The following is a 22277-nucleotide window of genomic DNA, read 5'->3' as shown; positions in this document are numbered from 1 at the left end:
CGCACGGTCCTCTTTCTCGTTGCTGGCAAGCTCGACTTGTCCGCCTTCAACCCCCATGCCTCATGAGCCCGTTACCCGCTGCATTTTTAAAAGAGCCTCATTGTTTGTCTCTTCAGCACTTCCTTGCAGCCGAATTTTTTGATGAGGCTTGGCGCTGACTATATCATTGCGAAAGCGGCGACAGGATTCGATTCACCAGAGCCCGCGCCTTGCTGGGAAATGGGCCTCTTTTGAATTCCGAGTGGGTGGATTAGCGAGTCAAGGGCGGGCGTGAGCCCGGCGCAGCGAACCCTTGAGGCGCCTTGAATCGGTAAGCTGGGCATGGCTTGTTGCGGCAGAATGCTGCAACAAGCCATGCGGGACGAAGCGATGACGAATCAACTCTTTGAAGCCGCCTTGGGAATCAAGGCCCCGTGGTATGTGCAAGGTGTCGACTTTGATACCGCCAAACGGCAACTCACGATTGCCGTGGGCTTTGTTGCCGGCAAGTAGATGCAACAGACGCAAAAAGGAGGCAGCTGGCACTCCGGCATGAAGGAGCACATAGGAGTCGATGCAAAGTCGGGCCTGGCGCACAGTGTGACGCGCACGGCGGCAAACGTTCATGACATCACGGTGGCGCATTCGCTGTAGCGAGGAGTAGATTGCATTTGCGGATGCGGGCTATCAAGGCATCGAGAAGCGAGGTGAAACGGGTGCGTTTCAGTGGCATGTCGCGATGAGGCCAGCAAGCGGAGAACGCTGGACAACAGCAAACGGTTCCACGGGACCTACGAGAAGATCGATCGTCTGATAGCGAGTGTGAGAGCGAAGGTGAAGAGCATCCATTTCGAGTGCTGAAGTGCTAGTTTGTATACGTGAAGGCGCGGTATCGGATATGGGCGAAGAACACAGCTTAGATCGAAACGCAGTTCGCGCTGGGCTAGTGTGGATAGTGCGCAAGATGCTGTGAAGAGCGATGGCGTACCATGAGAGCGGAGCGCTGCACGCCAAGACGCGAGCGATAGCAGTCCAACGCGGTGAAGATCACGCTGCGAGCTCGATTTCGAGCGTGCCAGTCAGATATCAAATGCAGAGAACGGGTTGTTCAGATCTTGCAATACTATTCGCTGAAGCAAACAGGCTCGGTAGCTCGTACCCGAGCCGACTTGCCGCCGCTGTCGTAAGTAAGGCAAGAACATTGCGCCGTTGCATTGCAGAAGAAAGGAGCTTGCGAAACACGCTCAATACCACCAGCACGGCGATTTCGGAAACGACAGAAACGCTCAGGACCCGTCCTTTGAGAGTTGTGGACGGCGGTCAGAATCCGACACCAGATGGCGGCGTCGATCAGAAATGCGAAACGATTCCTGTTCTGCAGGGCAGTCCGGTGCTTGTTGTTGATGGCATCGATGGGCGGTATCGGATGCGTCGGAAGGAGCCCGAAGGGCGAGTGCAGACGCACCCGACGCGGCTCGTTTCAGGAAGGGGTGACGCAGGAGTCAGGATGCGGTAGAAGAAGGCCTACCGCCGAAGAAACAGGCCCGACACCGGCCTAAACTGCCAGGTCCAATCCGGTGTCGAGCCCAGCACGCGCACGACGGGGCACGGTGCCAACAAAGTATTGCACGCCCCGTCAGCCCTGTCGATATCGCATCGGCATTGACGGGGATTGCCGATGCCGGCCTCAGGCCGCCTCTTCGTTTGCGCCCGCTGCCGGGCCCAGGTCATTGTTTGCCGCCGTTGTGACCGCGGACAGATTTACTGCAAAGGCGACTGCTCTCGAGCCTCACGCCAGGCCAGCTTACGCGAGGCTGCTCAGCGCTATCAGCGCAGTCGCCACGGCCGGTTTGCACACGCTGAACGGATGCGCCGCTATCGCAGCCGCCAGAATAAAGTGACGCATCACGGTTCCGCCGTGCCTGCCGCCGATGCTCTACTGGCACCGACTTCGACGACGTCGGCGGCCAGAGCAGCGGTACCCACCAGCGCCACACCTGTGCCTGAGCATTGCCACTTCTGCCACTGCGTCCGTCCGGGCTTCTTACGCCTCGGGCCACTGCGCCGTCAGGTCTTCCGTGACGTTCGTACTGCTACTCACTGCACAGGAAGGGGCCCATGACCATCGGAGTTGAACTCGAAGCGCAGATCCTGCGCTACTACCATGTCGAGAAGTGGCGCTGTGGCACCATCGCGCGCCAGTTACACGTAAACCGCGGCACCGTCCAGCGCGTGCTGGCTCAGGCCGGACTGCCCCGGATTGGCCCGATGCTGCGGCCCTCGCTGATCGATGCCTACCTGCCGTTCATCCATGAGACGCTCAAGAAGTTTCCATCACTCACGGCCAGCCGCCTGTATGCGATGGTCTATGAGCGCGGCTACCGCGGCGGTCAGCACCACTTCAGACACCTGGTTTCGCTTCATCGTCCGCGCCCGGTGGCCGAGGCGTACCTTCGGCTTCGCACCTTGCCTGGGGAGCAAGCTCAATGCGACTGGGGGAGCTTCGGCCATCTGCAGATCGGACGTGCGCGCCGACCCCTGATGGCCTTCGTGATGGTGCTGTCGTGGTCGCGACAGATCTATCTGCACTTCTTCCTCGATGCACGCATGGACAGCTTCCTGGGCGGCCACGCCGGTGCCTGGGCGGCATGGTCCGGATTGCCACGTGTCGTCTTGTACGACAATCTTAAAAGTGCCGTGCTTGAACGTCGGGGCGACGCCATCCGCTTCAACCCGACGCTGCTCGCGTTCGCCGCGCATCATCGCTACGAGCCCCGTCCAGTGGCCGTGTGCCGAGGAAATGAGAAGGGTCGCGTCGAAAGGGCTATACGGTTTGTACGCGAGAATTTCTTTGCCGCGCGCAAATTCGTCGACCTCGACGACCTCAATGCCCAGACCGCCCTCTGGTGCGCTGGACCTGCGGCTGATCGACCGTGCCGGGAAGAGCCCACAATCACCGTGCGTGAGGCCTTCGCCCGCGAACAGCCCAGCCTGCTCGCCTTGCCGGCGAATCCGTATCCGTGCGAGCTACAACTGGCCGTGAAGGTCAACAAGACGCCTTACGTACGTTTCGACCTGAACGACTACACGATCCCACATACGCACGTGCGGCGCACGCTCACGGTACGGGCCGATCCGCACCAGGTACGCATTCTCGACGGCGCCGATCTGCTCGCCACCCATGTGCGAAGTTACGATCGCGGCGCGCAGATCGAAATTGCCACACATATCGACGCCCTCGTTGCACGCAAACGCGAGGCCCGCCATCATCGCGGCCTTGACCATCTGGCCCAGGCGGCACCGGCCAGCCAGACGCTGATGCTGCGCGCCGCTGAACGGGGCGGCAACCTGGGCAACATCACCGCCAATCTGCTGCGCCTGCTTGACCGCTATGGCGCCTCCGAACTGCAGGCGGCCATTGAGGAGACTCTCGCCAGTGGTGCTGCACCTCACCCGAATCCGGTTCGTCTGGCGCTGGAGCGCCGGCGCGAGGCACGCAAGCTGCCTCCGCCAGTGGCCGTCCCGATGCCGGAACACGTGCGCAGGAAGGACACGCTGGTGACACCCCATCGGCTCGACATTTACGACCAGATCACCCGAGGCACCGATGAACGCGCCTGATGATCTGCAAAACCGCGCGCACGCCTTGCGCCTGTATGGACTGATAGCACACTGGCCCGATGTGGTGGCCGAGCCGTGGGTCGCGCCATTGCTGCGCTGGGAAGAGGACGAGCGCGGACGCCGTTCTCTGGAGCGACGCATCCGCGATGCCCATCTGGGCAGCTTCAAACCGTTGTGCGACTTCGACTGGGCCTGGCCCAAACGGTGCGATCGCGCTGTCGTCGAAGAGTTGATGGCGCTCGAGTTCGTCAAGGACACCGCGAACGTCGTGCTGATCGGCCCGAACGGCGTCGGCAAATCGACACTGGCGCTCAATCTCGCCTATCAGGCAATCGTGCATGGCCACACTGCCTTGTTCACCACCGCCGGCCAGATGCTCGGAGAACTGGCCGCGCTCGATAGCGATTCGGCCTTGCGCCGCCGGCTGAACCGCTATGCCTCACCCGACGTCCTTGTGGTCGATGAAGTCGGCTACCTCTCGTACTCGAACCGCCACGCCGATCTGCTGTTCGAACTCGTCAGCCGGCGGTACGGTGTCGCGTCGACAGTGGTTACGACAAATCGACCGTTCGGAGAATGGCATGAGGTGTTTCCGAACGCGGCTTGCGTCGTCTCCCTTGTTGACCGACTGGTGCATCGTGCGGAAGTCGTTGTGATCGAGGGCGAGTCCTATCGTGTGAAGGAGGCGCGTGAACGCGCCGAGCAGCGCACGAAGAAACGTACTGCGGCCAAGGCCGAGAAGAAGACATCATGACGCGCCTTCACCTGCCTTCCGGAATTACTTGTGGGCTCGACTTCCTGATTCCGGACGACTGGTCCGCCGATCAGGCGCTCGCTGTCGTCGAACTCATCGACGATCTACGCGAGCGAATCTGCATGCACTATCAGGTCCAATTGCATGAACAGCTGCACGAACAACGCGGCCCTCCCGTGAACGCTCACCTGAACGACGTCGACGATCCATTCTCATGAGCATCACTCTACAGTCGGCGCCGGTAACGGCCCCTACTCGTTGACGCTCCTTAACCTTGTGCCGCCGTTTAGGGCCGGATTTGCACCGCCGCTAACAAGAGTCGGGTGATTGACTTACTAACCCGTGCATAAATAAGCGAACATAAATCGACAGCACGACCTGAGCTTTAACAGGCCGTTGAAATAGCTCATGTAGCGGTCATCCGTAACGAAGGCGTAAACGTTGAACTTACTAAGTCGAAAAAAAGTAGCCGGACATAGTTCATGCTGCGTAACGGACTGACGGATGTTGAAACATCGATCGGATCAAAGCCGGGATTTTCTGCAACGAGCGCAGAACTGCCCGAACGCGCTGCTTAAGATGTCCTGGACTTTGATAGCAAGCTTGCCGATCTTGTGGTGTTTGAGGTAGCCCCATACGAGTTCATCCGGATTCAGATCCGGCGAGTAAGCGGGCAGGAAGAACAGGAAAAGGCGCCCATCCGATTCTGCAGCAAGCTGGCGGATCGCTTTGCAACGATGAACCGGATGGCCATCAGCAATCAGGAAGATGGGGGTATCGGCATTGAGCATCAATCGCCGTACGAAGTCGACGTACACCGCGATCTTGAAGCTGCCTTCAAAGCACATGAAACGAAGTTGGCCGCGTGGGCTGACTGCCGAGATCAGGTTCACCTTGAAGCGAGCGCCCGTAACCTCGACTACCGGTGTTTTACCAACCGGCGCCCAGGTCGTGCCGCTGTGATAGTCCGATCGCACCGTCGATTCGTCGACGAAAAATATGTGTGCCCCGCAGCATTTGGCCTGCCTGACAATCGCCGGATATTCTTCTCTCATCCATGACTCGACCAGTTCAGGGTCGCGCTGGTAAGCGCGCGCCAGCGGCCGCTGAGGCGAAAGCCCGAGCTTCCTGAGCAGCCGGCCAACCGATACCTCGGAAAGCCTGACGTCGAAATGTTCACGAATCAACTCCCGCACCATATCTCGCGTCCACAACGCAAACTCGAACTTCATCTGCATTGGATTCTTCGTTGTGACCGTCTGATAGACAAACCGGATAGCGTCGGACGACAGTTTCATTGGCCGGCCCGGGATGGCCTTGGCGCGCAATGCTTCGATTCCTCCTTCGCGCCAGGCCGCCAACCATTCGTAAATACGCGCCCTTGAGAATCCCAGGGTGCGGATTACGTCTTCCGGCGACTCACCGGCTTCAACCCGCCTGACCGCGCGAATGCGGATCTCTTCAAGCGTCGCGTGTGAAAGCTGCCGACCATCGTTTTCTCGCATCATGCCTCTCCCCAAGCTCCTTAAAGCTTAGGTCGTGGTGTCGATTTATGTTCGCTTATTTATGCACGGATTAGTAAGTCTCGAAAGAGGTATGAAAATCGCGAGCTTTCCGCCCACATTCGATCGCGATAAAGCGCATCATGCTAGTTACCTATCCGCGTTCCAACGCATCGACCCGAGTGCAGTGCGCTCCATCTTTCTCTTGCCGTGTGTCCGACGGACGCCACGATCTTCATCCGCAGTGACCCTGCGATTCAGCGCTGTGCACTATGCGGGAAACTGAGTTCCCCAAAAACCGCATCGGCACTGGCTTTTCAAGCGAAACGCAGTTTCGCATCGTCTGAGAACAACTTCGCACGGACAGTGCGAACGTCATCTATGCCTTTCGTCGAAGGCGACTCTCGCCAAGCCTGACTCGCGCGGTTCCAAATCGGGGCGACCGTGATGAACAAGCTCGCAAGACGGGAAATCACTTGCACCCTGCGTGCGGATTTCTATATCCCATTCTGTCGGCTCGCGCTGCCGATACCAAAAAGCGCAAAAGGAATTGCTTGGCTCGACAGGCTAACGCCTGCGGTCAGGTAGCCGTGCATCGGATTCATCCGGCGCATGGATCATCAGGCGTCAGTGCTTCCCTGCGCCGGGTGAATCGAAAATATGATCTCTAAGATCCCGGAAAGCAAAGCGTGCAGTATTCCAACAACCCGGGACGTTCTTCTGATAGGTGAGAACGTCGCCTTTGATGCGACGGCCATGAAGATCCAATTCAACTTCTCAACCCTGTTGGACAACGCGGGGCTTCCTCAGCGGCTCACCAAAGAGCTCGCCGAACTTTTTAACCGCCACCTATCGAAACCCCATAGCACGACGCGCGTGACGTCGAACGCAATCTCCATCAAGACACAGAGCTATCGCGTGCGGCATCTCATTGCCGGCTTTCGCGAACTACGAAAGGGCGGCTTCGCGCTGCAGTCGCCCTGGAACCTCTCCGAGAAACACATCGCCTACCTCGTTAAGCTTTGGGTCGAGGAAAATGACCAGGCGCCCGGCACAGTCGAGAACAAGCTGACCTACTGGCGCACGCTCGCTGCATGGATGAAAAAGCACCAGCTCGTGGGCACCGTCGATGACTACATCAAGCGGCCCGACGGTTATCGCCGCTATTATGTGGCGCAGGAAGATAAGTCCTGGGAAGCGGCTAACGTTGACGTCAACCAAGTGATCTCCCGGCTTTGCGTGCAGGATCGGTGGGTCGCCATTCAAGTCGAATTGCAAGCGACGTTCGGGTTGCGCGCCCAAGAAAGCATGCTCCTGCGTCCACTGCAATGCCTGCGCGTCTCGGGCCACCTGCACGTGATCGATGGTACGAAGGGCGGCAGGCCCCGGCTCGTGCCGATCGATGCTGAGTGGCAATACGAAGTCCTCATCCGCGCAGCCCGGCTCGCGAACCCGCGCACCGGCTCAATGATTCCGGAGCCATGGTCGCTCAAAAGGTGGTACCGGCATTTCTATCACGTCCTACAGAAAGAGGGCATCACGCGTGGCGGGTTGGGCGTCACGGTGCACGGACTGCGCCACGCTTACCTCCAGAAGATGTACGAGGATATAACCGGTGTGCCCGCGCCGATAAAACTGCCCGATCATCGGCCCGACCCGGAACTCCATCAAAGGGCGATGCAACAGTTGGTCGAAGCTGCTGGACATAGCTTGGCGGCGAAGGCGACGGCCTACATCTCGACCTTCGCCACGGCCGAGCGCCTGTCTCGACCTGTGGTGACCTTCGAGCAGGCGATCGCGGCTCTTGATGCGGCGAACGGCGTCAAATCAGAGGCGGCAAAGAGCCTAAAAATCTCAAGGCAAGCGCTTTATCGGATACTTGCAAAAGGCGGCCCGTTGCCAACTGTAACGCCTGCAAACCCCGCCGAGACCGAAGCATCACCAACGTCCGCGCCTAACGAGGTCCTCAAAGGTCCACCGTTGGCCCAGACGATCAACAACGCCGCACCGGACCAGCTTTCACTGCTTGCCGAATAGGTTTGCCGTCGTTATCCGACGACGTTGCAGTCGTCGGATGGCGACGGCTTCCGGGCCTAAGATGCTGTTGATGGTCGACGATGATCACGATGAACGGACATCACAGTCCTCTGCGCAAGCAAGCAAGAAGCCGCACCCTTGGGTCACCCCGCGTCACGCGTCGTCTTGCGGCGGTAGTCGCAGGAAGTGGCACCACCGCACTCGTCGCGGATTTCGAGCTCCGGGCTCAAGCGATCGCATGGTCATGCTCGTCTCGGACGACGCAGTGCAAGTGAGTCTCTTACAGCGTGCCGTTTGCGCCGGTCGTAGTTGGCGTGCACTGTTCTTTTGACTCGCAACCGACCATTCCGCATCGATTGAATCATTCCACGATGTGAGAAGCGTGCCGAATAAGGGGGTGTGAATATTCGGCACGTTTTGTAACAGGCTAATTTACCAGAAGAATCAAGCGGTTGTCTTGGTCTCGGAACGTCGAGGGACGCTATCCGGATAGCGTTGCTCGCGGCCAAACAACTGCAGGCCCGCGCTGCTCGCCCCGCGCCACGCTAGGAGGCCGGCTAAAAACAAAACGCACCGGCCGCGAAGGTATGTCTACCTTGCGCTATCCTGGCCAAGAAAATTCCTCGGTACCAGACCTAGACAAGCGCAGTCGCGATGCTTTGAGATACCGCGACTTCGGCAGCGCAAAGCGTGACCTCATCGATGCTTGTATCCAGCCACCGCGTTTGTCCGCAATTGGACGAACCGACGCGAGTTCGTGAACTGGGGAACGTGCACGAGGACGACTCCCGGCCAAGCCGTCCACTACTCGGCCGTCGTATTGCTAAGGAATGTTACATGAGTAGTCCGGCCGCACCAGCGACTTCGCGGAAAGAGCGAGGCCTCCTCAAATCCCGCGGGTCGCCCGAAACGCCATCCGTTTCGAACCCGAAACTCCCGACAGCGTTCCCACTCGCCGTCATTCCACCTATAGGCAATGATCAACTCTTTTCCGGACTTGGCTTATCACGTGTTGGTAGCGCCAATCGGCGGTGGAATTGACGTGATGAAAGCTGCGTAGAGTACGGCACGAGGTCATGTAGCTGTTTTCTGTGAAGTTCGGCCCGAGTCCGCCTATGACAACACCGAACTAACTAATCAGAAGTTGTCGCACTAGGCCGGCGTACGTCGCCGTCGCCGATCATTGCGAAGAGCGGTCGGTGCTACCTATGCGCTGTTGGTGTCCGGACTGTGTGCGGCTTTTCCGCTTCGTTCGAAAGGTTTGTGTAAATGTATCAGGCAGAAAGCGATACCTTTTTCGCGCTCTTTCTATGAAAAGGGAATTATCATGATAATTCCACGGGTGTGTCCCGAGCGCGTGCGCGCTTCTCCGATACATCACCACGCCGCCTGTTCGTCACGTCACCGCGGGTGACGCATGCTTCGTTGTCTCTTAACCGAGAGCTTGGCTGACAACCGGGTCGTGCTAGACGCGGGCCGGCGTTCCTAGCACGCACTACTTCGGTCTTCACCGCTTTCATCAGAAAGCCTGCGATAGACGCCTCCGCCGACTCGGGACCAATTTCGGCGCTTCCAGTAATTCGTCACCGGACTGTTTCCCTTCCTTGTCGACCGATATACGCGCCTGGGCATTGTTCGTTTTTCCGAGCGGCCGATTATTCTCTGGTCCGTGGCTCGCTGGACCGCTCGCGTATTGCCTCCATCTAGCAAGCGAGTCTCACCAGAAGTTTTGCGTCCGCGCGAAAGGCACGCTAAGCGCGCCGGTAACTATCTCGCCTTCGCCCGAGCCCCGGCGAGATGCAGTGTGCCGCGCAATTTGGGCGTCGACTCGACCGAAGACAGCGCTTGCAAACGCACGAACCCGCGCGTGATCTCTCGGTCAACGCTATCCGGATAGCGGCCCTTTCGGGGAATGACGCACGAAAACGTATAGCTTTTCGTCAGTCGCCTTGCAGGTTCCCCACGCGCGAACGTATGCGGCAGCCACTTGCAGCCGATGCCCTCGCAGGTCTCAATAGCGCTTCTCGAGCAGCGTTTCGACCGGAACACACCGCGGCGATCCAATGAGCGGGTCCGGGTCCCCGCAAGTTCAGCAGCGTAAGCAGCAACGGCATACGGCTATACACGCGTGAGCCAGCCTACGTGACAAAACGTAGCCTGGCTTAATCGGATGGGGCGAACCCATTTGGTTGACGCCAGCAATTCACTCGCTTCGCCGATTATTTGCTACGCGTTCGACGTCATGTTTGCCCTTTGCAAACCCGTTTCGCACTGCACCTACATACAGCGTCGCGGCGTTTCAAGCGCCACGCAATGCCTGACGAGCGATGTTTCTTCCATTTTATTGAAAGAGCTATCGAAATCGTGACCTTTTCGAACTTCGGATGCGCGGCGTCGAACCTAAGATTGTTTCTGCAGCACCCGAAACGATAAATCGAAAGCTAGTGATCACCGCAGACCTGGAGCTTTGCAATGTCAAGACGATCCCGCTCGCACGCTCAAACGCAGCCTACCGCCTTTTTTCCCACGCAGGCGTACCTCGGGTACCCCAAGGGTTACCAAAAAGAGTCTTCGCTTAGGCAACGCCGGCGCGAATACGCCGAGTTCTCGCGCAAGCTTCGCGCAATTTTCGCTCCGTTGCTATTGAATCACTATGCGTTGCACGAACACATGATGGTTCAGACCAGTCTGGGATTCTCCGGCGGGGCGGCAGGCGCGGACTGCCTGGCTGTTACTCGCTTCGGCGTCTTCGTCATCACGCACATTCAGTCGGTTGGTACCCTAAGCTTGACAACAAAGGCAAATGAGCTGCTTGTCACCGAGTCCGACACGGCGCACGCGATTCGATGTCCTCTTTGGCAAGCCGCGCCAGTCGTGCATTTTCTATCCGCGCTTTTGGCGGACCTTAAATGCCCTGTCGAGGCCATCGCCATCACAACCGACGACGCTTGCAAAATCGATTTCGACCTTCCCCCTTCAATTATGAAACTGCACGAACTCGATCAGTTCCTGCGACAAAGGTATGCCCCGTTCGTTGGAGTGCAGTGGTCCTTCTTCGATGTCAACCAAATCAGTGCGCGCATCCGGCAGGGGTGTCGTGATTGGGACGAGGAAGTGGCTGAGGCGTAGGCATGTAACGGCTTCGCGCCTGACGAGCGCCGCGCGGGCAATGGTTGGCCGAGTCGGTGCTTACATCGGCGCAGTCTCGAGCGCCGGCCGACTCTCTGACCATTGCATGAACTCGGAGATTCGCTAGGTCTCGCCGCTGACGATGTCGTCCGTCACGACATGGCGCAGTTGGTGGCTCGTCATGGCATTCCGCCTAAGAACGTTACGTGGCAACATGCGTGTGAGAAAGCATTTTGTAAGTCGCCGATGCGATTTTTGAGCAACTGGCCGCACCGAGCTGATTTCGCAATATTTGGTTGCTATCCGTTTAGAATCAAGGACTCGGGTTCCGTGGGCGCGCGGACGAAGTGGAGTTATCAGGATGAAGTCCTTCGGCCCGGTCTAACGGTACAACACGAAGAGTGGGGGTGCAACGAGGAAAGCAGGGGAGCTGTGACGGCGACGCTGGGATGCAAGCGTGCCTTGAGAAAACTGCAGATGAGCGAGTGTAACGCGCCTCGTAGGCGAGCGCAAGCGGGATGCCGGACAGCGTCTAGCAGGACGTCCGGTTTACCGGCATTCATCTTAGCCGACCGGACAAAAACCATTGTCGCCGCCCAGCATGCGTCATGCCAATCAGTCGCACCCGCAAGCTAATACGATCGCTTGCCGTCCGGTCGATCCGCGTGGGGCTACTGGCAGTGCAGTGACTGACATAAGTGAAAAGAGGGGTTTTTTTATACCTCTTTACACCGTGCCAAAGCGAAAGACGCATGTTTTTATACGCCTTTCGTGTTTGATTATGAGATTCCAACTGTAATTGGAAAAAATAGTTGCCCATTCATGCTGCCAGTATGCAATGATCCGGTCGCTCGATTTGAAGGAGACCATAATGAGAAATTCCAAAAGGCCTTATCGATTGATCAGCCGTCGTAGTTGCTGGCGACTCTCGCAGCTCTATCACCAAGGACTCGCTGAAGGAAAATGGACTACCCAGCTGGATGCATTGAATGCACTGGGCGTCAGTCAAGGTGACTTGTCATTGGCGATGCAGCTCCACGAACTACCTGAGAAGATTCTTGACTTGTTCGAAGATCACATCGACATCAGCAGCCATACAGTCCGCGTTATTCGCCACACGATCCGTCGCGATGGCCTTAGCACGGTACTAAGCCGCATCGAGCGAAGTGGGGCTTCCGGCGCAAAACACTCGAAAAAGACAGTGTTAAGTATCGTCAAAGGTCAAGCGCTGGAGTCAAAGAAAATGCTGCGATTGTCTGGACAAGATCCAGAGAAGATCGTGTCCCGCGCGCTAGATCTTCCCAACAACGTTTCTGATCGATATCACTTGGGTGTGACCCAAGGAGAATGGAACAGTTTCAGTGCATGCGCGAAGGCACTGAGTATATCGCGACGAAATGTCAGCGACGCCGTTGCCATCCGGCAGCTGCCAGATTCGATCCGCCATCTATTTCGTGAGAAGGAGTTCACGTTTTCCGTCGGGCGAAAACTGCTCGCGCTCAAGCGCGAACTCGGCCTCGACGAACTACTTTCACGGGCGCGATATAAGGACTCTATGTACGATGTTGGCGGGCGCACTGCCGAGAACATCTTGTCGGAACTAAAAGACGAAAATATTCGGCCGGCGAGCTCCTTCAGGCGTATCCGGATAAAGAAGGGACGAGGTCCGAATCGGCTTGTTATCGAATGTAAAGATCCAAAATTGCTTCTCAGATACCGCCGTGAGATCGAGCAGGCAATCAGCAAGGTTCTGAAGAAGCGCGTTACAGACGTGGAGTACGTCGAGTTGATGCGCGAAATATTCGGCACGCCGCGCCCCATTATGCCGCGTCTGGACCGCCTGCCCGGTACATTCAGGCCGCGTCTATCCTGATCCATCCGCCGTGCCCCGACGCTAGACTCTTTCCCTGGCCCGAACTCACGTCAACTGGCCTAGGGGCCTAGGGGACCTCGCGCGCCGTCGCTGTCGCAAAGACGCAAGGGCGGTCACGGCCGTATTCGCCCTCGATATTGCGGTTGACGAATGTGCGTCCATCTTCGCTTGCGTTCGGATCGTTCGCGAGGTCCGTGTGTTGCCCGACAAATTCGTCGCATCCCCCGCTCACTGCCTACCGTTGTAGCTCGATATCGGCAGGCGAAGGCGCGAGGATTCATGAGACTCGACAACCACCCTCTGATATTGCGCGCTACGTCATCATCCTTCGGGCGCCTATCACGGTGCCGAACTGTCCGTGCGCAGTCTAAGCATGTAGTGATCCTAACGACGTAGTGATGGCGTGGCGATTGTCTATCGCAGCCTATCATGTCTGGGGACGATGGAAGGAAGGATACATACCTTCCGAGCAAGTTATTGCGTATCAAATTCTTTGGAACATTCGGCAAGCGAGAAATGCGTTGAGCAGTTTTTCGAAGCAACATCGTCCACGCCGGCGAACCGCTAAGCGCGGCCGACTTTCCTCGTAGGCTTAAGGGACCCTTGGCATGGCGCGGCCTCCTTATTTCGCGTCATTTCGACGATCGATCCATAAGGCGAGAGCTTTCTGCTGTGTGCACCCGCGCTTGGCACACGTCACTTCGACTTCTGCGACCGGCTGTCGCCTAGCCAAGTCGTCGCCTTGACTTCTTGATGTAGCAGGCATGCTGGATTTGTCCCAACCAAATCATTGCAGACATGCCAATACAAAAACGTTTGTGCCACGCGCATTCCATCCAACGAGCGAGACCTACCCATATTCACGGTTCGATCGAACACACGTCCGAGCGCGAACGCACTCGCACGCCAGTGCGTGCGGCGCCCAGGCATTCCCTTCGGCAAGACCTAGCGCGATCGAAAAGTCTCTCTGCCCTCAACGTACCGTCACCGACGGTGCGTCTGCCCGCTCGGTGCGCGGACGCGGAAATCCGGCATCTTGAAGCGGTGATCCGTCACGTCGCTGGTGCTCATGGCCCGTCTACACCTGCGTACCTGCCTCAGTCCTATTGGCTTATACGGCTAGCGCGAATCGAGCGGAACACATGCCTCATTCCAGCTCAGCAGCAACGCATCAAGGCATTGCGAAGGTTGCTGCTGGAGAGTGAGCCGCGTGAGTGTCAGTGCGCGTAGGTTCGCCCGGCAGTGGTTCCAAGCGCAACCCACCTATTCATATTCGCTTATTACCGCTCGCGTCACTGAATGATGGCAGCTCGAGATGCGCCGGCAGACATGGTCCGGCGGTAGGCGGCCTGACTTGTAGATGAGCTTGCAAGCGGCAAGCGATGACTTTCCTTGAAAGTCTATCCAGTTAACGAAAGCCGAGGGACCAATGAGAAAGCACAACCAAGACGGAATGTCGACCCACGACCCGTTGAATGAGACGGCCGCCGCCGCTGACGATATCTTCAGCCATTCCTGCCGGACAGAGGCGACCAACGGGGCAGCCAACCGTCAAGGAGTGAGCCGCGCGTTGCTGATGCGCATTGCGCCGATCTTTCAGCATGCGTGCGATGGCCGGGCGCAAGTGCGCCATTCAGTCGAACTGGAACATGCACCGGGCACCAAAAACCCGACAACACAGGTTGATTGCCTCGCGATCACACCGTTTGGCGTCTTCGTCGTGAACCACTTCAACTGGACAGGGCTGGTCAAACCGTGGACCAACGAAGATGAGCTGGCCGTCGTCGATGACCGCGGCGACGTGACGATTCATACCTCGCCGCTGCGTCGAGCAAAGCCCGCCGTGCGGAACTTGCGTTTGGTGCTGTCTCAACACGACTGTCCGGTCGAGAGTGTCGCCGTCTTAGGCGAAGCGGGCTGCAGCCTGCATCCGACCGTGCCGGATGGCGTCTTGACGTTACCAGACTTGCACTACTTCGTGCGCACGAGGTTGAACCGCTTTCGCGCCACGCATCGGCGCTATTTAGATGCGGACAACCTCGCTTCCCATATCGACTGGTCTTGCTCTCGCATGCGTTCGTGCCCGTGACCACCCGCAATCGCTGTTTCGTTGTATCGCAACGCTGCGGCCGCCACGTCAAACCCGAGCCAGCCTTCGAAAGTTGTCCGTGGCGCGGCGTCGGGCCAACCCAGCTCTATCGCCCTCGAACGCCAACTGCCGCTCGCACCGCCTGCTCTGTGACATCGATATCCGCCACCAGACTGAAAAGACGCCGTTTTTTCGAAGCTTTCCAGCGAAAACCCTCGAATGGGCACGCTATATTCGTTGGACCCACCGCGTATTCACGCATCGACCTTAGCCAAGCGCACGGCTGACGCCCGCTTGCCACTTCTTTTATACCTGGCCTCTCGGCGAAATCGCTGTCCCGGTTCGCACGCGAGCTCGTTGAGCGACCGGCCACCGTTTCCCATCGTTGTATCCGAGCGCTGGTCCCCGTGCCGCGTCGTCCTTCGTGTTCTCGTGCAAGACAAGCGCGACTTCGACATGAACAAACGCGTCTCCTCGCATGGACACCGATGTCTGTGAGGCGACGATGCCTGCGCACGCGTGTTCACCGCACGTTGCGCGTCGATCCGTTTTCAGCGTCTCGGCGACACCCTGAAATCCACTGCGTGATCAGCGATGTGTCGCGCCGTATTCACCGCTGTTCTATTTCACCACCGTAGTCTGGCTTCGGCACATCGCCGAAAGCCGCTACTTTCTCAGCCAAGGAGGCTTTATGAAAATTGCCGTACTGGAAGTTCGCTATGCATGCGGGTTGATCTTGACTGACCGCGTTGTCGTCCGGGCATCATCCCGGCTTATTCTGCCGCCGCGCTTGACGGCGTTGCTCGTCGAGCTCGAGCGGAGCGAGCGCCGCACATCGACAATTGTTACGGTAGACGGCGCTAGCTATCGTGTGGAAGGCACGCTGGAAGCCGAGCTTGTCCTGGGCTCCAGGCTTCGCTTTGCGGGCCGTTTGGTCAGGGGGCTGCAGTCTGTCGCATCACCCAATGCCGCTCAACGGCGCCTGAACCGGCGCTTTGCCCACATGCTGAGCGCCTTCTCGTTGATCGGCGCGTGCTACCTCGTTCAGTCGACCAAGAATTGGGACACACGCGCGATCGTCGAAACAGTGTTGCTCTGCGCCGCATCTGTCGCTCTGTTTGTCACCGGACACCTGTGCTTTGCAGGTGACCACGAATCGACATGATTGCGCATCGAGACGGTTGCCTCCATTGGCTCGGTTCTGCGTTGAATCCGGCCATCTGGTCGATGCCAAACCAGTGTCCGCTGAAAGACGTTGATCGTGCAAACCACGCCGGCTGGCGTGGTTTGCACAAAACATCAATTGACGAGCGGCTGTGGCCAACTAGCGGGTTCACTCATCTGGGCACTCGCTCATATCCGCTCACTGCGCGCACGGCGTATTCGCGTCCTGGCCCGCGTAGGCAGAAGGGTCCTCCTCAAGCGGATAGTCTGTCGACACCTCGACCTTTGTGACGCTGCCGCGCCGTGGGCAATCGGCCGACGCGACGCCTCGTGATGGTGCCATTACTTCGTTGATGGCGCGTCGGCGACGCGGGCACTCAACGCCGCAGTCACTTGCGCTGGTGTGGCCGACGAGAAGGAACGATAGAAGACCCCATGCACCTCGACTTCCGAAAGCGGGTGCATGCCCAGTGCCCAAGACATCATATCGTCGTTGCTGCAAAAGCGGCATGCGCGTGTTGCGAGTGTGTAACTGCGACCCTTACGACAGTACAGATATCGGAGCCGCGCAGCGTGACCCGACGACTATCGTGACAGTCAATATCGCGCGGAAAAGGAAATTGCAGGGCTTGTCGCCAAGCTTTTCAAGGTTGATAGCCAGATCTCGCCCCTCGCGGGCCTCGTCGGCGACTCCTGCTAGTTTGAAAGTCATTCAGATGAACGCACCTCGTGGCGCGCATGGGTTTTGAGACCCAATTGCTTCCCGCCGGAGCAAGCACAATTTGGGTAAGAGATTGAGGGTTTGGTCAAGTGGTCCCGAAGTCAAAGCCGCGCAAACAAAGAAGGAGGGAAGGAGATGGCTGCGAAGATGTGGGTAGCCGCAACGATGGACGGACAAGAAGTCTCTGCCGAGACGATCGAATCTTTTCCAGAGGCTCCGTCGTTGAGATGTATGTATTGCGGTACGCCTGTGAGCTACGTTCCGCAGCACGCACGCGAAAGTAGAGGAAGGACCTACCTAGTCAAGGCATATTTCCGCTTGCTTCCGAACGCGGCGCATAACGAGCGCTGCATGTTCAACGTCGAGGAGCAACTCAAAATCATCGCTCGTCGTTCGCTTGGTCTATTGCAGGCCCTCGAACGAGGCCAATATCGTTTTCGCCTTCTTGCGATCGATGATATGCGCAAATTCGACCTTCGTCTAACTCGTTCAGCAATTTCTCGCGAAGTCGGAACGGTAGGAAGCGGTGACGCGTTTTTTTCAAGCGACTCTCGCAGTTTCCTGTCGGCATACATCAATGCCGCTAAACGTGTTATTCAATTGCGCGCGTTGTGCACGAGCAATCTATTTCTTCGAGACCGTCTAGAATTCGTCTTCAATGGGATGTCGGTGAATTGGGCAGGCTTCTACTACGAAGAAGAGCGGTTCCTTGCGGCTTATCGTTGGCTAGGCGAGACTGCGCCCTCTTTCCCCATCGCCCTAGTAGGCCGAGTGTCTAACGTTGAGACCATAGAAACTCATGGGCGCTTGCTGTATGTTTTGAACTTTGAGCCGTCATCGGCGCAGTCGTATGCTCTTGACTCGACGGTAGGAGAGCGCGCCTGCCCCACGGTATGGACCAGTCAACCTAATTGGTTGTGTCCGCTAAAGCGAAACGATACGGTGCTTGTTTTCGGCCATTGGCGGCATGCAAATGCGCATACTTTTACTCGCCGTGTACGAAACGACGAGACGAAGTTTCGAAAGTATCTCGATCGTCGGTTGTCGATATGGTTGCACGTCAAGTCGCAGATCTCGCGGGTAGCGAGGTAGTGCGCAATGAAGTTGCCGCTAGACATTTGGATGCTATCGGCGGATCTTGGCTATAAGATGGTTTGATATAACCTTTTTGCGGCTCGTAGCCGTGACATTTGCCGATCCGCTCTTGTAGCGCATTCCAATCACGCCGGCACCAAATCCGCGCTGAAGTGCGTTATTCGTTAAACTGCGATTGACTACCGACCGGATCCGTCGCGCGTCGACGAGGTCTTATTGATTAATTGGCTGGCGGTGAAACCGCACCTCATAGGAATGCAGCGCTGGAATTGTGGCATCTGCTATTACCCGTGACGTGAGCAATATCTTTTGGCTGAGACGAATCCGAGGGGATATGTGACAAGCGTCCGCACGGACGTATCCTCAGTCACTGCTTGTTTTCGTTGAAGGCTCGCAGCCATAACAGGCGCGTGTTCGGTAGCACTCAGGCTCCGCTGGCGTCGAGGACGGTAGCGGCCTCGCCCCAAGCGCATCAATAGATCGGCGCTGTACCCTTTTTCTAAACGGTGAATTTGTGTGCGGGGTGCAGTATGCAAAGTTGGGGAAGCTGTTTGCTCGTGCTTCTACGATTGCACGTGTGCATTGATGTATTGCACTATTTGCAGGTGTAGCGGAGCGGATCTCGCTGATCTTGCGTCATTAGGCGCTGGACTGTAGCCAGGTCGGTAGATTCCCCGCTATTCTTTTCTTGCTTTAAGCCAAGCGTTCAAACGGTGACATAATGCAGAGGTTATTGGGCATTGAGGAAACGGCCCCACATAGATAGCAAAACAGCCCTAGTTAATCGCGTGGAACAGAAACAGTCAGTTCTTCCACCGGAATAATGAGGTCGGACTAAGTCATTATCTGCTTCTCTGTGCAATCGATGCCTGATGCGCTCGAAAATTAGATATAGGGGGGCGGTAAGCTCGTTGAGACGTTGCTTCTGCGGAAAGCTGCTCTCCGCGCCAGTCGAACCGTCGGATGAGTGCATTTTCCGAAACTTCCTGCTTTTCTTCATCCGAGCCGCTAGACGCACGTTCTTAGTTTCACATGATGTCCCAGCCGCGGCAATCGCTTCTGACCGTCGAGCGGAAGTCCATGCGTTAGTCTGATGTCTCAACAGGGCAATCGCGGCTTGTCACGATTCTAAGCGCTCGTCTGAGGTAGGGCTGGGCGATCTCGAGCAACGCCTGGAGGCAAGCGCGAAATGGAATATCACGCGGATTCTCACGCCGTCTTTTGCGACGACCACTTATCGCGTCGGCATGAACCCTCTAATTGTTTGCTACGAGCGGTTCATTTCAGCGAAAATGTTGGCTTTCGTGGTCCAAGCAACGACCGCGGCAAGCCCAGAGATTCCGTCTTCAAGGATGCAGTTGAACCCCCAATCCGTCAACGCAAGCTCAACTCGATTGATAAGCGTATCTCTCGTCGTCTACCGGCCGCATCGTGCGATGCTGGAGCGTACGTTGCGTACGCTCGACACTGCGCTGGATCGCTTCCTAAAGTCGAATCAAGGCACGTCCGCGCCGCTGTACCTCATCAACAACGGAACCGATGAACGCATCGACTGGTCGCAGCTCACTAACGAAGCCCGGCTGCAAACGAACGTCATCGAAGGCCAGGGCAACGTCGGCTACGGCCGAGGCCACAATCTCGCCATCGATCGCACATCGAGCCGCTACCACCTGATCCTAAACCCGGACATCGAACTGGAAAGCGACGCGCTCGTTCAAGCAATCGCCTTCATGGACGCGCACCCCGAAGTCGGTGTCCTTTCCCCGCTGATTCTCGAAGACGACGGCAGCCAGCAATTCCTCTGCCGCCGCTATCCGACCGTTTTCGATCTCTTCGTCCGCGGCTTCCTCCCGCGAAGCCTGAGAACGCCATTCAAAGCGCGTCTGGCAAGATACGAAATGCGCGACGTCATCGACGATACAAACGTCCTCTGGGACCCACCTATCGTCAGCGGCTGTTTCATGCTGTTCCGCACCGAAGTGTTGAAAAAACTCAACGGCTTCGACCCGCGGTATTTCCTGTACTTCGAGGACTACGACTTGAGCCTGCGCACGCACGACGTCGCCCGCGTCGCCTATGTGCCGTCCGTGCGCGTGCTGCATCACGGCGGCGACGCCGCGAAGAAAGGCTGGACGCACATCAGGCTGTTCATCACGTCCGCGTTCAGGTTCTTCAACCGTTTCGGCTGGAAGTGGCTATGAGCGCGCGTGTCGCCATCACCGGCGCGAATGGATTCGTCGGCCGGGCGCTCGCCCACATGCTGCTCGCGCAGGGCCGCGCGGTCACGGGCGTCGTGCGCGGCGACGCGGCTTGCTATCCGGGCGTCGACACGTATTCCATCGCGTCGATCGAATCCGTCTCGCCGGAAGCCTTCGCGCAAGCGCAAGCGGTGATTCACCTTGCCGCGCGCGTGCACGTCATGAACGACGCATCCGCCGATCCGCTCGCGGCTTTTCGCGCCACCAACGTCGAAGGCACGCTGAGAGCCGCCGAATCCGCCGCCCGTGCAGGCGCGACGCGTTTTGTCTACGTCAGCAGCATCAAGGCGCTGGCGGAACTCGACAATGGCCGGCCGCTCAAGGAAACCGACGAGCGACGTCCTCCCGACCCCTACGGAATCTCGAAAGCCGAGGCCGAAGTAAAACTGATGGAACTCGGCGCCCGCACCGGACTGGAGATCGTGATCGTGCGGCCGCCACTCGTCTACGGACCAGAGGTGCGCGCGAATTTCCTGAACCTGATGAGCGCCATCGCGAAAGGCGTTCCGTTACCGATTGGCGCAGTGGAGGCCCGCCGGAGCCTGTGCTACGTCGACAACCTCGCAAGCGCGCTGATCGAATGCGCGACACATATGCGCGCCGCGGGCCAGATTTTCCACGTCACCGATGGCGAAGATCCGAGCGTCGCGGATCTCGCTCGCCTTCTCGGACGCCATCTGGGGCGGTCCGCGCGGCTGTTGCCGGTGCCCGTCGGCATGCTGAAAGCGGCGGGGCGCGTAACTGGCAAGTCCGCGCAGATCGACCGGCTGACGGGCAGCCTGCGTGTCGATTCGACGCATATTCGAGATATGTTAGGCTGGCGCCCTCCCGTTTCGCTAGATGCGGGCCTCGCGGCGACGGCCGCATGGTTCCGGGCCACGCAGCGGCCGGCGCCGGCTAACGTCCGGTAACAACGGAAAAGCGGCGGTTACACGCAAGAACAGCGTAATCAAGCAAGATCGGCACAGCCGACAGACAGACCACAACGACAACCACGCCTCGTAGGGAAATGACCCGCCCGCTGTATCCAATCCTCATCGACCATCCGTGGACCTCCGCCGCTTGCATCGCGGCACTCGCGCTCGTCGCTTGCGCGGCGATTCTCGGCTTTCTGCTGAAAACCGGTCTCGCCTGGCGACTCGCGACCGATATCCCGAACGACCGTTCGCTACACACGCGCCCGACACCGCGCATCGGCGGCTGGGGAATCGTGCCGGTCGGCGTCGTCGCGATGCTGATCGTCGCGCCGTCGATCTGGCTCGCGGCCGTCGGCGCCGCTTTCCTCGCCGCCGTCTCGCAGATCGACGATCGTCGCGGCCTTCCAGCGCGCGTTCGCTTCGCGGCGCACTTGCTGACGGTAGCCGCGCTGATCGTGCTGAATCCCGCGCCGGTGCCCTGGTGGGCGCTGGCCGGGGTCGGCTTCCTGATGCTGTGGCTCGTCAATCTCTATAACTTCATGGACGGCTCGGACGGCCTCGCTGGCGGGATGGCGCTGTTCGGATTCGGCGGCTATGCCATAGCGGCGCTTTCCGGTCCGACGCCGCAACTCGATCTCGGCGTCGCCAGCGCGGCAATCGCGGGCGCGTCCGGCGGCTTCCTGCTCTTCAATTTTCATCCGGCGCGGATTTTTCTCGGGGATTCGGGGTCAATTCCCTTAGGTTTTCTCGCCGGCGCGCTCGGGTACTGGGGCTGGCTCAAGGGCACGTGGCCCGTCTGGTTCCCTGCGCTCGTCTTCGCGCCGTTCATCGGCGACGCCTCCGTGACGTTGCTGCGCCGTCTCGCGCGCGGCGAAAGATTCTGGCAGGCTCATCGCGAGCACTACTATCAGCGGATGGTGCGCCTGGGAGCAGGCCACGCGCGCACCGCGCTCGCGTGGTATTTGCTGATGCTCGCGGGCATAATGCTTGCAAACCGGGCGCTGGGGTTCACGCCGCTCGGACAATGGTGCGCAGTGGCAGGGTGGGCAATTGTGGTCACGGCAGCGGGGGCCGTCGTCGATGTGTGCTGGCGGCGTCAGCAATCCCGTATTTCCGAACAACCTTGAGGTCCACGCGG

At 58.3% G+C, this 22277-nt stretch carries 14 protein-coding genes and 1 pseudogene; 14 read left to right on the top strand and 1 reads right to left on the bottom strand.

Going from position 1 to position 22277, the window contains the following annotated elements; all coding sequences use genetic code 11:
- The first annotated feature begins 339 nt into the window (after positions 1-339).
- The 5 genes and pseudogenes from AWB66_RS33820 (at position 340) to AWB66_RS27995 (ending at position 4572) form a co-directional block, all read left to right on the top strand.
- Positions 340-492 (top strand): hypothetical protein, encoded by a 153-nt coding sequence (locus tag AWB66_RS33820; RefSeq protein ID WP_159462959.1) that lies wholly within the window; start codon positions 340-342, stop codon positions 490-492.
- A pseudogene (locus AWB66_RS28010) lies at positions 493-899 on the top strand (transposase); the annotation flags it as partial.
- Between the two features lie 1198 nt (positions 900-2097).
- The gene (istA, locus tag AWB66_RS28005; RefSeq protein WP_087633318.1) at positions 2098-3600 is read left to right on the top strand and encodes an IS21 family transposase; all 1503 of its coding nucleotides are present in this window, start codon (positions 2098-2100) and stop codon (positions 3598-3600) included.
- Positions 3587-4354 (top strand): IS21-like element helper ATPase IstB, encoded by a 768-nt coding sequence (gene istB, locus AWB66_RS28000; RefSeq protein ID WP_063500987.1) that lies wholly within the window; start codon positions 3587-3589, stop codon positions 4352-4354. Before istA ends, istB begins: the two co-directional genes overlap by 14 nt.
- The gene (locus AWB66_RS27995; protein ID WP_087633317.1) at positions 4351-4572 is read left to right on the top strand and encodes a hypothetical protein; all 222 of its coding nucleotides are present in this window, start codon (positions 4351-4353) and stop codon (positions 4570-4572) included. The genes istB and AWB66_RS27995 overlap by 4 nt, the downstream gene beginning before the upstream one ends.
- A gap of 306 nt (positions 4573-4878) precedes the next feature.
- Here the strand turns inward: AWB66_RS27995 and AWB66_RS27990 are convergent, their stop codons facing one another.
- Positions 4879-5862 (bottom strand): IS630 family transposase, encoded by a 984-nt coding sequence (locus AWB66_RS27990; RefSeq protein ID WP_200819086.1) that lies wholly within the window; start codon positions 5860-5862, stop codon positions 4879-4881.
- Positions 5863-6612: 750 nt separating this feature from the next.
- On the opposite strand from AWB66_RS27990, the gene AWB66_RS27985 reads away from it, so the two are divergent.
- From AWB66_RS27985 to AWB66_RS27950, 9 genes are all read left to right on the top strand, one after another.
- A complete protein-coding gene (locus AWB66_RS27985; RefSeq protein WP_087633323.1) occupies positions 6613-7893 on the top strand; it encodes an integrase domain-containing protein in 1281 nt (426 codons plus the stop codon).
- Positions 7894-10365: 2472 nt separating this feature from the next.
- Complete coding sequence (locus AWB66_RS27980) at positions 10366-11022, top strand: hypothetical protein (protein WP_087633316.1); 657 nt, start codon at positions 10366-10368, stop codon at positions 11020-11022.
- Between the two features lie 871 nt (positions 11023-11893).
- Entirely contained in the window at positions 11894-12895 is a 1002-nt protein-coding gene (locus AWB66_RS27975; RefSeq protein ID WP_125469804.1) for a hypothetical protein, read from the top strand.
- Positions 12896-14324: 1429 nt separating this feature from the next.
- Positions 14325-14984, top strand: coding sequence for a nuclease-related domain-containing protein (locus AWB66_RS27970; protein WP_087633314.1), 660 nt, complete (start codon positions 14325-14327; stop codon positions 14982-14984).
- Between the two features lie 691 nt (positions 14985-15675).
- The gene (locus tag AWB66_RS27965) at positions 15676-16149 is read left to right on the top strand and encodes a hypothetical protein (protein WP_087633313.1); all 474 of its coding nucleotides are present in this window, start codon (positions 15676-15678) and stop codon (positions 16147-16149) included.
- A 1071-nt stretch (positions 16150-17220) separates the two neighbouring features.
- On the top strand, positions 17221-17961 hold the full coding sequence (locus AWB66_RS33180) for a hypothetical protein (RefSeq protein WP_125469803.1): 741 nt from the start codon (positions 17221-17223) through the stop codon (positions 17959-17961).
- A 1355-nt stretch (positions 17962-19316) separates the two neighbouring features.
- Complete coding sequence (locus tag AWB66_RS27960; RefSeq protein WP_087633312.1) at positions 19317-20165, top strand: glycosyltransferase family 2 protein; 849 nt, start codon at positions 19317-19319, stop codon at positions 20163-20165.
- A complete protein-coding gene (locus AWB66_RS27955) occupies positions 20162-21133 on the top strand; it encodes a UDP-glucose 4-epimerase family protein (protein ID WP_087633311.1) in 972 nt (323 codons plus the stop codon). Before AWB66_RS27960 ends, AWB66_RS27955 begins: the two co-directional genes overlap by 4 nt.
- Positions 21134-21231: 98 nt before the next feature.
- Positions 21232-22266 (top strand): MraY family glycosyltransferase, encoded by a 1035-nt coding sequence (locus tag AWB66_RS27950; RefSeq protein ID WP_087633310.1) that lies wholly within the window; start codon positions 21232-21234, stop codon positions 22264-22266.
- Positions 22267-22277: the final 11 nt, after the last annotated feature.

Source organism: Caballeronia telluris, assembly GCF_001544495.1.
Lineage (GTDB): Bacteria > Pseudomonadota > Gammaproteobacteria > Burkholderiales > Burkholderiaceae > Caballeronia > Caballeronia telluris.
This window is presented reverse-complemented; position numbering and strand designations above follow the sequence as displayed.